12 protein-coding genes are annotated in these 13016 nt (G+C 58.8%); 11 read left to right on the forward strand and 1 reads right to left on the reverse strand.

Annotation, left to right across the window (positions count from 1 at the left end; all coding sequences use genetic code 11):
- Positions 1–68: 68 nt before the first annotated feature.
- On the forward strand, positions 69–1442 hold the full coding sequence (locus PSR62_RS24795; protein WP_274405637.1) for an asparagine synthase-related protein: 1374 nt from the start codon (positions 69–71) through the stop codon (positions 1440–1442).
- Between the two features lie 218 nt (positions 1443–1660).
- Here PSR62_RS24795 and PSR62_RS24800 read toward each other — a convergent pair whose 3' ends face one another.
- Positions 1661–1960: a BON domain-containing protein gene (locus PSR62_RS24800; protein ID WP_274405638.1), complete on the reverse strand. Its 300-nt coding sequence runs from the start codon at positions 1958–1960 to the stop codon at positions 1661–1663.
- Between the two features lie 540 nt (positions 1961–2500).
- On the opposite strand from PSR62_RS24800, the gene PSR62_RS24805 reads away from it, so the two are divergent.
- The 10 genes from PSR62_RS24805 (at position 2501) to PSR62_RS24850 (ending at position 12887) form a co-directional block, all read left to right on the forward strand.
- On the forward strand, positions 2501–4264 hold the full coding sequence (locus PSR62_RS24805) for a GGDEF domain-containing protein (RefSeq protein WP_274405639.1): 1764 nt from the start codon (positions 2501–2503) through the stop codon (positions 4262–4264).
- 500 nt (positions 4265–4764) lie between these two features.
- Positions 4765–5586, forward strand: a complete 822-nt coding sequence (locus PSR62_RS24810) for a flagellar hook-basal body protein (RefSeq protein ID WP_274405640.1) — start codon at positions 4765–4767, stop codon at positions 5584–5586.
- 40 nt (positions 5587–5626) lie between these two features.
- Positions 5627–6433, forward strand: a complete 807-nt coding sequence (gene flgG / locus PSR62_RS24815) for a flagellar basal-body rod protein FlgG (RefSeq protein WP_274405641.1) — start codon at positions 5627–5629, stop codon at positions 6431–6433.
- 6 nt (positions 6434–6439) lie between these two features.
- Positions 6440–7888: a flagellar basal body P-ring formation chaperone FlgA gene (flgA, locus tag PSR62_RS24820; protein WP_443217327.1), complete on the forward strand. Its 1449-nt coding sequence runs from the start codon at positions 6440–6442 to the stop codon at positions 7886–7888.
- Entirely contained in the window at positions 7885–8775 is an 891-nt protein-coding gene (locus PSR62_RS24825; protein WP_274405643.1) for a flagellar basal body L-ring protein FlgH, read from the forward strand. The genes flgA and PSR62_RS24825 overlap by 4 nt, the downstream gene beginning before the upstream one ends.
- The gene (locus tag PSR62_RS24830) at positions 8775–9914 is read left to right on the forward strand and encodes a flagellar basal body P-ring protein FlgI (protein ID WP_274405644.1); all 1140 of its coding nucleotides are present in this window, start codon (positions 8775–8777) and stop codon (positions 9912–9914) included. Before PSR62_RS24825 ends, PSR62_RS24830 begins: the two co-directional genes overlap by 1 nt.
- Before the next feature lie 19 nt (positions 9915–9933).
- Positions 9934–10365, forward strand: a complete 432-nt coding sequence (locus PSR62_RS24835; protein ID WP_274405645.1) for a rod-binding protein — start codon at positions 9934–9936, stop codon at positions 10363–10365.
- Positions 10366–10602: 237 nt separating this feature from the next.
- Positions 10603–11106 (forward strand): hypothetical protein, encoded by a 504-nt coding sequence (locus PSR62_RS24840; protein WP_274405646.1) that lies wholly within the window; start codon positions 10603–10605, stop codon positions 11104–11106.
- A gap of 141 nt (positions 11107–11247) precedes the next feature.
- On the forward strand, positions 11248–12027 hold the full coding sequence (locus PSR62_RS24845; RefSeq protein WP_047816034.1) for a sugar phosphate isomerase/epimerase family protein: 780 nt from the start codon (positions 11248–11250) through the stop codon (positions 12025–12027).
- A 68-nt stretch (positions 12028–12095) separates the two neighbouring features.
- The gene (locus tag PSR62_RS24850) at positions 12096–12887 is read left to right on the forward strand and encodes an NUDIX hydrolase (protein WP_274405647.1); all 792 of its coding nucleotides are present in this window, start codon (positions 12096–12098) and stop codon (positions 12885–12887) included.
- Positions 12888–13016: the final 129 nt, after the last annotated feature.

Genomic DNA, 13016 nt, shown 5'->3' on the forward strand with positions numbered 1-13016 from the left:
CCCCATCGTGCTTCGGTCCAGCCAGAATCGTCACCCTCCTTTCAACATCTTTCGTCGGAAACACTGCCATGAACGCGCCTCCGGTCATTGAACGCATCGTGAACCTGTTGGATCCCAGTGGCGACATTCTGTTGGGCATCACTCGGGAAGCGGCCGAAGCGGCGGTGCGGAGCGGGGACGCCGAGGCGGTGGGAAAGATCCGCGGGCAGTTCGCGATCCTGCAAGCGGAAGGCAAGACGGTTCACATGGCTCGTTCGATCGGGCGGCCAATGCGATACTTCTTGGCCAAGCGTGCCGCCGGACCGTGCTTGATTGTCGCTGAGCGAATCGACGAAATCTTTGAACAACTGCGTGCGGAAGGCTTGGAGGATCAGTTCCATCCGTCGTACACGCGAATGGTTCCGGCGCACCACGTGATGAAGTTGCAACTGACCGGTTGCCCGGATCCCAACCCAACCCTGCATCGTTTCTTTGACCCGCAGTCCAACACGCTTCCGGCCAGCATCGAAGCGATCGGGACTCGGTACATCGAACGCATCGTGAAGGCGTGTTCGGATTGGCTCGACACGATCGAGAACGAGGCGCCGATCGGAGTGATGTTCAGCGGCGGGATCGACAGCGGCGCGGTTCTGATCGCGATGATTCATGCCTTGAAGCAACGTGGCCAGACGCCTCAGCGATTGAAAGCGTTTGTGCTCTCGGTGGCAGACAACGCCGATTCCAACGAAACCGATTTTGCGCAAGCCAGCGAATTCCTGGAAGCGATCGGGATGCCGATGCTGTTGGAAGTCATCTCGGTTGAGAAGTCTCGCATCGATTGGCGTTCTGCGATCGAAGTCACCGAGGACTACAAACCACTGGACATCCAAAGCGCCACAATGGGGCTGGCCCTTTGCCAGGGCATTCGCGATCGCTATCCCGACTGGAAGCACTTGGTCGACGGGGACGGCGGCGACGAGAACTTCAAGGATTACCCGATTGAAGAGAACCCGGAGCTGACGATCCGAAGTGTGCTGAACAATCAGATGCTGTACCAGGAAGGTTGGGGTGTGGATGCGGTGAAGCATTCCTTGGTCTACAGCGGTGGACAGAGTCGTGGTCACGTCCGCACGAGTGCCCCGGCGCGACGTTTGGGCTTTCACGGATTCAGCCCGATGGCATTGCCCGAAGTGATCGAGGTTGCCGAAGGCACACCGTTCATCGAGATGACCGATTGGGACCACGAAAAGCTGTACGCCCTGAAGGGTCAGATCGTGGGCGCGGGAGTGCAAGCGGTCACCGGCATCCAAATGCCGATCCATCCCAAGCGACGTTTCCAACATGGTGCGGGAGGCAAAGCAACGTTCGAAGCGTTGTTCCCCGTGAAGGAAATCGAGTACCGCCAGTACTTCAGCGACGCGTTCTCAACCGGCAAGCTGGCGGAACGACTTTCGGCGGAATGAAATCGAACGGGCGAGAGAGTTCGAACGCAGAGATTCGATTCGTCGGGCTTGGAAGCCCAACGGACGCGCCGATTTCATGATGCAGGGCTTGGTTTGGAAGCCCAGTGTTCAGACCAAGCCCAGTGTTCAGACCAAGCCCAGTGTTCAGACCAAGCCCGGCGTTCAGACCAAGCCCAGCGCAGAGAAACTGCGGGTTGGAAAACCAGCACGAGGGCTGATCAGGAGCCCATGCAGACATCGACGCGGTTGACGACTTGGCGTCCAGCGGCGACAGGGCGAATGGCTTCTTGAGCCAGTTGCTTGTGGTAGAAGCTGCGAACTCGGCCGGTCAGGCAGATTTCGTTTTCACTTTCGTCCACCCGCAAAAATCGCAGCTCAGCGACACTGCTGTCAGCCAAGGCTTTGATGGCGGCGGTGACTTGGATTCCCGAAACGCGATTGCTCGCGGAATCGGCAAAACCGGTCGATGTGGTGGAGAGCGACGGAGCGACGTGGGTGGTCTGCGTGGTCGATTGCATAAAAGTCCCAATTCCTTTTAGGTGGTCATGAATGGCCCGGACAGGTTTGTAATGCGCAAAATTTGCACCGCGCAAACGCCGTCCCCTTAATTTTGCCGATGTTTGCGATTCAGGCCACGTCAATTTGGATATTTTGTGACGATCAGCCGCAGGGAACCTGTCAAACCAGGAAAGCCCGGGGCAATGGGACGTCTTTTTGACGAAATCAGAGGCAGGCTCCGTTTTTCCTCAAGTTGATTCCAGTTGAGAAAGTCCGTGCCGTGGGGTTGCCGCTCGCGCATGTCCCCCGAGCGACTCGGTCGATCAGCCAGTGAAAGAGGCCGTTTGAGGGTGAACAATTTTCCATGGGGCACAAACGGTGACCTAGGTTTGTATCTCGCAAGCTTCATTCGGGTGGGTCAAATCGACTCCGGTTCACCCGGAAGCAGGCGAGAACCCCGACGGGAAGAGGATTCATCGATTCGATTTTCGAATCGCCTGTGTCCTCGCTGCCCCCTCTTCCACTGAACGAACTTAGAGATCCTCTGCGGGAACAAACACGTGCTTCTTGATATCATCATTGCAGCCAGTAGCGGCGGCGCCGGAATGACATGCGGTTGGGTGATGCATGCCCTTTACAATCAGGGCTTGGCGTTGGATGGTCCCCAGCCATCGCCCCAGACGCCAGCTTCCTCGAAGGCCTCTTCGACCGCCGAAAAGGCATTGTCGACCGACGCTGATTCTTCGATTTCAGAAGCCACGGAAGACTGTCCTGACACCGAAAAGGTGATGGCCGTCGCGGATCGCGTTCGCCAATTCACTCATTCAATTGCCGCGGACGTGGACGCTCACCAAAGCCGCGTCGAAAACTTGAGCATGACGCTGCATGAAAGCGACCTGAGCAATTCACCGCCCGCGATTGTGGATGCGGTGGAACAGATGCTGGGAGCCAATGAGATCATGCGAAATCAGTTGGCTGATGCCCAAGCACGCATCCGCGAGCAATCGCAACAACTGCAATCGGCTGAGCAACGAGCCCAGACCGATGCTCTGACTCAAATCTACAACCGAGGGGCGTTCGACGAGCACCTGTTGCGACGTCACGCGCTCGGCCCATCCCGAGCCGGTGTGTTGGCAGTCCTCGACGTCGACCATTTCAAAAAGTTCAATGACACGCATGGTCACCGAGCGGGTGACGAAGTGTTGCGAGTGGTTTCGCAATTGCTCGATGCACGTTTGCAGCCGCACGGGATGGTCGCTCGCTTTGGTGGCGAAGAGTTCGTGATGCTGTTGCATGACACCAGCTTGGCCGAAGCCGTGGACCTGATCGAACAAACTCGGATTGCCATTGGGACCCGCGAAGTTCGCTTCGAGGGCAAGTGTTTGAAAGTCAACGCCAGCGTTGGCATTGGAGCGCTCGAGCCCCAACAATCTGCCCAGGAATGGTTGCAACGCACCGACGAAGCGCTCTATCGGTCCAAAGAGATGGGCCGCAACTGTGCCCACTACATCGATCAAGACCGTTTCGTTCGAGCGGGCGAAGTTCCCACCGAGCCAATCGTGAAGGACTCGCCGACCGCAGCAAAGGTTGCTGGTCAACCGATCTCTTCCAGCTCGGACCTGTTTGAGACTCCCGCCGTCGCCCCTCGTGCTCCGGAAGAAGAACTGGCAACGGAAGTGGAAGCGTTGGCTCGCGAAACCCGTTCGACCGCCCAAGCAGCACCGACTCCGGCACCACTTGCAGCCACCGACAACACCGGCCATCCGGCTCCCTCCAGCACGCTGGACGATGTCTCGCTGTTGGACGATCAACCGCTCGGAGAGCGTCCCAAGGCACTCAGCTACCTTCCCGATTTAGCGACGATGGTCGACTACGTGGAAGACATGCAAACGTCGCCCCACCGCTCCAAGGCTCCCAATCAATTGATGAGCGTTCGGCTCTCGGGCACGCCCAGCGGAGCGACCATGCGATCGCTGTTGCAACTGGTTCGTGCCGCAACCCGCAACCAAGATCACATTGGTTGCTTGGATCAATCCACGTTGGTGATCTGCATGCCTCAGCTGGATGCCGAGGATGCGATGGATCGGGCTCAACAAATCTGCGGTGCAGCGGGTTCCATCGGCATGTCACTCGCAGCGGCTGAAAAGTCGGCTGATGGAGAGAAGTTGTCGATCGGTATCCTGCAGATCGGTTCTTCCGTCAACTCGATGTCGGCTTACGAAAAGTCCTTGAAACAGGTGTGTGCGATCGCTGGTTTGGCGGCTCGCCAAAGCGGCCAGGACGATCAGTTGCCGGTGCTGTCGCATCAGATGGCATCTGCCTGACACAAGGCCAGGGCGTTGAAACACACGGTTGGGATGAACCGGTCTTTGGACCGCATCCTCCACGGTCTCGGGGCTTCCGCCGAATGGCACTTACTTCACCCTCCCTCAGGGAGGGTCGGCCCGCTTCGGGCCGGGGAGGGCGAACCTAAAACCCGGTGTGTAGCCCTCCCCTCGCTTCGCTCGCCCCTCCCAGGGGGAGGGTAAATTTGTAAAGTAAGTGCCATTGGGCTTCCGCCCCGAGCTACCGATGTCGGCCCCTCCGGGGCGAATCTGCGTGCAGGAGTCCGGAGGCACAACCCAGCCGCTCCCCCCGGGAGGGTCGAGCGAGGGGAGGGTTCAGCACAGCCGCTCGACCTCAGGGTGTGGCAGAGGGGAACATGAGTCGCTCCGCGACGGCTGAGGAACGAGTTCCGGATGCACGGAAAACTCAACGCCTGGATCGAATCTGGACATTCCGTGAACTTTCGCTCAAGAATTGGGCTTGAGGTTGGCTCCTCCGATTGCGTACCCCCAAAGGAACGTCGAGCGGTTCGGCGGAAGCGGAGTCACGCGATCCAAGCGAGCGGTCCATGCCTTACGGAGTCTATCTCTCTGCAGCGGGTGCCCAGGCACAAAACCACCGTCTGCAGCAGATCAGCCATAACCTTGCCAACGTTGACACGCCTGGTTTCAAACCCAGCGAAACGATCCTGCAGGCGCGGTTCTCGGAAATGATCGAAGAAGGCATGGTCTCCCCCGGTCTGGGCGGTGCCGACGACATCGGTGGGGGCGTCACCATTCAACCCGAACAGACTCAATTCACCGTGGGGGCGATTCGCACCACCGGCCGCGAAACGGACTTTGCGCTGCATGACAAAAAGAGTTTCTTTGTCCTGCAACGCGGCGACGAACAGCTGCTCACTCGAGCGGGTGACTTCCTGTTCGATTCCACGGGCACGATGGTCAATTCAGGGGGCGATGCCGTCGTCGGAAAAGACGGCCGGCCGATCCAAATCGACCCTCGACTTCCATTCAACGTGGGCTCCGAAGGCACCATCACTCAAGCGGGCGAGACTCAACAGTTGATGCTTGCTCAACCGGCCAGCTACGGCGACTTGGCCAACATCGGCGGCAACTTGTTTCGCCCCTTGGCCGGGTTCAATCTGGCTGCCGACAGCGATCGGAATGTCGTGGCCGGTTCGTTGGAACAATCCGCCGTCAGTCCCACCGGCACGATGATGGAAATGATTGAAACGTCGCGTGCCTATGAAGCCAACATTCAAATGATCAAGAACCAAGACAGCGTCTTGGGATCCCTGATCGGTCGCGTCCTCCAAGGCTAACCGCGATGCAGTCGTCGCTCTCTCTCAAGGTAAATTTCGCATGAGTGTTCAAACGCTGTACACCGCCGCCACCGGCATGGAGGCGATGCAAACCAAACTCGATGTGATCGCCAACAACCTGGCCAACATCAACACAACCGGTTTCAAAAAAGACCGCGCCAACTTCGAAGATTTGCTGTATCGAACCGAGGTCTACCCCGGCGTGCAAGATGCAACGCAAACCCCCACCGCGGTCGGCACCCAAGTCGGCTTGGGCGTTCGCGTGACCAGCACCCAAACGGATCAACGGCAGGGCACCCTGCAGCAAACCGGACGTGACTTGGATGTTGCCATCCAAGGCAGCGGTTACTTCCGTGTGGTGGATCCCTCGAGCCAAGACACGATGTACACCCGGGCCGGCAACCTCGACATCAATGCGGACGGTCAATTGGTCATGGGTTCCGCGCAAGTGGGCCGTTTGCTCGATCCACCGATCACGATCCCGAACGATGCCACCGCCCTCGTCATCACCAGCAACGGCGAAGTCATGACCCGGCAACCGGGGCAAACCGAACTGACCAACCAAGGCCAGATCCAGCTCGCTCAGTTCATCAACCCGGACGGGATGCTGAAGACCGGCGAAAACCTGTACATGGAAACGGACGCCTCGGGCCCGGAACAAATCAACAACCCGGGAACCGACGGAATCGGCGTGCTACGCCAAGGCAACTTGGAAGCGTCCAACGTTGAACCGGTCCAAGAGCTGATCGACCTGATCACGACTCAGCGCGCGTTCGAACTGAACAGCCAAGCGGTCCAGGCAGGCGATCAAGTCATGCAAAACATCTCTCAACTGCGACGGTTCTAAACCTTGATGGATTCGATTTCGAAAACGTCGTTCCGATCCGCCTTCGTGAGAAGGTGGTTTTTGGCGTGCGCCGCGGCGTGTTCGATTGGGTTCTCGTTGCACCTGCCTGCACAAACACCGGGCGATGCCAACGCCATCGCCAACGCGGCGATGCGGACGCCCTTTCATGGCGTCGATCCAAAATTCAATCGCAATCCCGCACCGCGAATTTTGCCTGCGTCGATGCAGTCCTCCGGCCAGCCCGAACAGCACGCGGGGCGTCAACCAACCCAACCGCGATCCAGTCAGCCACACAGCCAAACGATTGACGCGAACACACGTTGGCAATTCACCGCGATTGAAAACGCCAGCACGGGTTCCCCGATCATCCGGCTCCGTGATGTCGTGCGTCCCTTGCATGCCAACATGGCGGCTTGGCCCCGCCTGGCCGATGCCACCGTGGGCCTGATGCCACTGGATGGAACGCCCGCCAAAATTTCTCGGGATCGGTTGGCGGATCTGATCGTTGGCGGGCAAGCCACAGCGGGCCGCATCAAGATCTACGGGAATCAAACCATCGTGGTGCATGCCGTTCAAAACAGCCCTCCAACCGAAGCGGGCAACACGCACTCGCTGGCCGCACAACCGGTTTCGGCGTTTCGAGAATCGATCGACAACACCTACGTTGCCCACGCGATGCTGGATGCCCCAGCCGCCTCTGAATCCGTTTCGTCCCCCACCTCTGCCCCCGGGGATGAACTGGATTTCGAAACACGAGAGCGACTCAGTCACTGGGTCCAGCTCGGATTGAAAAACCAATTTCGCGACCTGCCGGACGCCTTTGACTACGAAGCCTCCTTCATCACGCAGGAAGTCGGCCCGCTGACGGAGATGCAAGGCATTCGAGAGATTCGGTTCCTCGATCCGATCCCAACTTGGTCGGCCGAGAGTTCCTCGCCCATCACCTGCCGTCTCAAAATCGATGCCCGATCCCGGGTCGACGATTGCGAAGGCATCATCCGCGTCACCTTCACGCCCAAGCCCGCCGTGGTCGTCGCGCGACGTCCGCTGCAACGGGGGCACCGCGTGGGTCCCGGTGACGTTCACTTGCAACCCTCCCCCGTGACCGATCTTTCAGGCGACCAGGTCATGGACGTGAACGAAGTGATCGGGATGGAAGTCGTGGGACTGATTCGCGCCGACGTGCCGCTTCGCCCCAGTGACTTTGCGGCACCGCGATTGGTACGCCGAGGTGACTTGGTCGAGGTTCAAGTGACCGGCGGCGGTATCCGCGTGACGACCACTGCGAAGGCTCTGGGCGATGGCGCCCAAAATGAACTGATCGAGATCGAAACACTCTCGCCCAAGCGACGCCTGCTGGCCAAGGTCGTGGAACCGTCCGTCGTCGAGATCGTGACCCAGCCGAACCGTGTCCTCGCGAATCAACCCTCTCGCAAATGGCAACCGCAACCATGACTCTCAGGCCTCGCTCATTCGCCGCCCTGGCAATGTCGCTGACGTTCGCCAGCGGTGTCGCCAGCGCTCAAAATTCTTCGTTGCTGCATGCCACGCCGCCGTGGATGCCCAACGCGCCCGTCAGTCGGCCCAGCATGGTGGCTCCCGCCAGCAACACACAAGCACGCGCGGTTCCCGGTGTGGGACCTGACGCCGCTGTGATGCCGCCGGAGTTCCTGCCACCGGGCATGGCAGAACGCGTCCCCAACGGTTTGGCTGCCAATGGCAGCGGCCCTCCCGCTCCCAATCCGAACGCCGCCCGGCCGTCTTTTAACAATTCGCCGCCCCCCGCAGTTGGATTGGCAGGAGTCAGCTGGACGTACCAGCCCGCTCCTCCGATGCGAGCCTTTCGGATCCAAGACATCGTCACCATTCGGGTCGACGAGATCGCCAGGATGATGGCCGAAGGGGACACCGAAAAACGGCGAGTGTCGTTGTTTCAAGCCACGCTTTCGGAATGGATCAAACTTGGCAGCGGCGGATTGATTCCCGATCCGCAGGCGGAAGGCGATCCCACCGTCGACGCCCAAACCACCGCCAACTCGCGAGCCGAAGCGTCCGTCGAGTCTCGCGAATCGATGTCGTTCAACATTGCGGCTCGGATCGTCGACATTCGCCCCAATGGCAACTTGGTCGTCGAAGCTCGCAAGCAATACCGGGTCAACGACAACCTCTGGGAAACGTCGCTGTCAGGCATCTGCCGCGCCCAAGACATCGGGCCCGACAACGTCGTGCTCAGTCGCGACCTGATCGACCTTGAAATCAACAAACAAGACCAGGGCCAATTGCGAGACGGTTATCGTCGCGGATGGTTCCAACGTGCCTTTGATCGTTTGAAACCATTCTGATGAACAACCAACGCATGCTTCGCACGACCGTTTTCTTCACCGCCATCCTATGGGTCGCCGCTTCCTGCGGTGTCTCCTCCGCGATGGCAGGTGGATTGAAACTGGGCGACCTGTGTCGCTTGAAGGGTCAAGAAACCAACACGCTGCAAGGCCTGGGTTTGGTCGTTGGACTGCAAGGCACCGGCGATGGTGACGCTGCCCCCAAGGGTCGCGCACTGGCTCGGATGATGCAGCTGATGGGTGGCCCCATGGCCGTGGACGCGGCCGGGCGTCTGAACATCGAAGACGTCGGCGACGCGAAGAATGTTGCCATGGTTTTCGTCAGCGCGACGATCCCCACGGTCGGTGCACAGCAGGGTGACGTGCTGGATGTCACCATCAATGCGATCAGTGCGAAAAGCCTGGACGGCGGTTACCTGATGCTGACCCCGATGCTCGGGCCTCGCGCCGACAACCCGACCGTGTACGGGATGGCCGAAGGACGGGTGTCCGTGTCAGCGGATTCCCCGCCCACTTCGGCGAGCATTCAAGGCGGCCTGAAAATGGAAACCACCGTGCGAGCGTCTTACGTTGAAAACGACCGCATCACCTTGATCATCGACCGGGACTTCGCCGACTTCAACACCGCACAACGGATCGAAGACGAGGTCAACAGCCTGACATCCCTGACGATGGGTGACCGCAATGCTTCGCGTTTATCCAGCCCCAACCACAATGCCGGTGCCGACCTTCACGAGTCCGCCCACGCGCGTGCCATCGATCAATTGCACGTCGAAGTCATGGTGCCGCCGCTGTACCGCGACAACCCGATCAAGTTCATCGCGTTCTTGCTGGACATCCCCATTCAGTTGGCCAATCGCAGCAAACGGGTCGTGATCAATGAAGCCGACGGCGTGGTGGTGATCGGCGAAGACGTTGAGATCGCACCGGTCTTGGTCACGCATCGCAATTTGCGCATCGAAGCCGGTGGCGGAGGGCGGTTTGTCGAAGTCGGCCCAGACGGAACGCCAGCGGCGGCCAAGCTCAAAAGTTTGGCGGACGCGCTCGGCGCCTTAGACGTCCCCACGGAAGATTTGATCGCCATCATCAAAACACTGAAAGCGAAAGGTGACTTGTACGGCGAAGTCATTTTCCGGTAGAGACAACTGAGTCGTCGCCATGACTGACACTCGGTTTTTGAGCCGCCCTCCCATCGCCGACTTTCGTTTCGAGGTCGAACCTGCCATGTCACCGCTTTCGTCTTCCCGACTTTCATCCCTGCAAACACCGTCCGCGCAATTGGGGCCCAGTGCAGAATCGAAGTCCGCCTTGGACGCCCTTGCCAATTCCTCGTCCAAGGAACCGGGCACCGAGGAGGCAGAACCACTGAAGGAAGCCTTCGGCGATTTTGTGGGGCAAACCTTGTTCGGAAGCATGTTGTCGACCATGCGTGAATCAGTTGGCAAACCCGCCTACTTCCACGGCGGGCGGACCGAAGAGGTCTTCCAACAACAAATGGATCAGCACCTCGTGGAAGCCATGTCAGACGCATCCGCTGACACGATCGCCAATCCCATGTTTGAACTGTTTCAAATGCAACGTCGAGCTTGATGGAGCCAACCGGTTCCGTGCTCGCTGATTGCCACCCCTCCCTTGCATCCCCATCCGTCCCTCGCGTTTCGTCACAGCTCAGTCGTTTGGTTCGCCGTGTTGGCGCTTACCACGGTTTCATCGCCATCACCGGGGCTTACGCCCAAACGGTTCCAATCATCCCCCTCATTCCAAGCTGTGACGCAGCACCAGCCCCTTTTTTCTCAACCGCCTTCCATCTGAAATATGACCAACGCTATGTCTGCTCATGAATCTTGGACTCAACGGGTCTCCGATTATGTCGACGATCTGGTTCAAATCACCGAGGCGATGGACCTGATTCTGGACGAAACCCGCGTCCGCACGATCGCCTTGCAGCCCAACCAAGTCGACGAATCGACGGTGAAATTGGCGGAAACGATTTCACAACTGGAAGCCATGGTGGAACGCCGCGACGTTTTGCTTCGCGACCCCGAGGCCCCCGAGGCTGGGCTCAGCCTGTCTGAAAAACTGCTGGCGTCTCGCCGCATTGAAGACGCTCGCCTGGCGCGACGCTGCGGCGAAGCGGCGGAGCAGATCAAAACCACGCACCAACGAGCCAATGCGTTGTTCGTGTGCCAGTACCACCTTTCGCAGTTTCAATCCGAGATGCTCGACCGCTTGGCTGGCGTCGCTGCCCCCCCCACCTACGACAAACCGAATGCCAAGGGTGGTCAAAAGCCAAACCATGGTGGTGGCGAACTGTTCAACGAAGCTGCTTGAAGAAGCCGCTCAAAACGAATTGACATGGCGACTCTGCGAAGACTACACCAGTGACGCAGACTTTCCTGAATAGGTAAACTTGTCGTGGTCCCACCGTGCGGCCACTGACTTCATTGATTTTTTTGTTGAAAGGATTCCCACGTGTTTGTTGCTGCTTCGACCCGATGCTGGCCAGACCTTGAATTGCAGGCCTCGATCGAACTGCTTCAGGATTTGGATTTCACAGCGATTGAAATCGCGATTCATGAATCGTCCGCCCACTGCCGTCCCAGTGACGTGTTGAGCGATGAGGACCGTGGCATTCAGTTGCTCCGGCACACCCACCGTTTAGAAATCAGTGGGTACAGCGTCGAGCTGGACTCCACCGGCGAACAACACTACACCGATTTTGAAGGCATTTGCCGGATCGCGAAAGCGACCAAAGTCGTCAACATCGCCGTGCCTTCCAGCGAAAAGGGCACCCCGTTCAACGAAGAAGTGGAACACCTGCGGCGATTGGTTGCGATCGCAGAAGGCGAAGGCGTGCGAGTCAACGTGCGATCGATGCTGGGCTGCCTGAGCGAAGATCCCGACACGCTGCTGGTGCTTTGCAACAACGTCGACGGGTTGGGCGTGACGCTCGACCCCAGCGTGCCCTTGGTGGCCGCTCATGAAAATCCCGCCGCTGGCAAGACAATGGCTGGTGGCAAGGGCTTCGATCAAATCTTGAAGTTCGTCCACAACGTTCACCTTCGCGACACCCGCAAAGACGCGTTCCAAGTCAGCGTGGGCCAAGGCGAAGTCGATTACGGCAAACTGGTCACCCAACTGGAACGTGAAAAGTACACCCGTGCGTTGACCGTCGACATGACACCGATGGAAGATTACGACCACCGCGTGGAACTTCGAAAACTGCGTCGCTTGCTCGAAACGTTGATCTAAGCCACGCGACTTCACACCCATGTCAGATCGCGTCCCCACGCGATCCCCCAGGCCCCGCGGAGGTTTCGGTGCTGAGCCCCCAATCCACTTCATGGACGACCGAACTTCCAACCGATGCCGACCAATTGGCCGATGGGCTGACCCGACATCTGCTGCCGAATGATTCGACGCCGTCGACCACTCAGAACCTCCCACCGTGGTCGCTCAATCGAGATTTTCGATGTGCGATGGCGCCGCATTTGGCGTACGGTCGACACCGTGGCCCTCACCGTTGCCATTCGCGACACGCGGCCGTGGCGGTTTGCTTGTTCCAAGATCCCTCCACTGGTTCATGGATGATTCCGTTGACCCGGCGTCCCACGACGCTGCGTCATCATGGCGGCCAAATCTGTTTTCCCGGTGGCCGGATCGAACGTGGAGAAACACCCTCGCGGGCAGCCCTGCGTGAATTCGACGAGGAACTGGGCGGCCCCGCTCAGGTGCACCACTGCTGTGGTAATTTGCCACGGCAATACGTTTACGCCAGCGACAATCTGGTCACCCCGATCGTGTTTGTGATCGATCCGCCCGACCCCGCTTGGCAACCCGATCCAGCCGAGGTGGACGAAGTCATTGATTTCCCGATCGAAGCCGTTTTGAACCCCACTCAAAACGCGACCTCGCGGCAGTCGCCGGCTGAGAAAACGTGTCAAATTGACATGATTCAGCAAACCAAATCGCTGCGTTCAGGAATTCACCCGGACTGCGTGGCTGGTCAGCTGACGTTCGCGGTGCCTGCATTTCGCCATGGTTCGGTGCATGTTTGGGGAGCCACCGCCATCATTCTGGGCCAATTGGCCCAGGCTTTGCATTCCCTTTAGCCCCAACCGCTCCCGTCTCTCCGCTTCCGTTGGGAAGCAATTGGCGAATCATTCTGCGAAACGGTCATTTCAAAAACAGAGACGGCCTCCTCCGGAAAACCACCTTTCGGCCGCGTTTTAGGAGGGAAC

This window comes from Rhodopirellula sp. P2, from assembly GCF_028768465.1.
Taxonomy (GTDB): Bacteria; Planctomycetota; Planctomycetia; order Pirellulales; family Pirellulaceae; genus Rhodopirellula.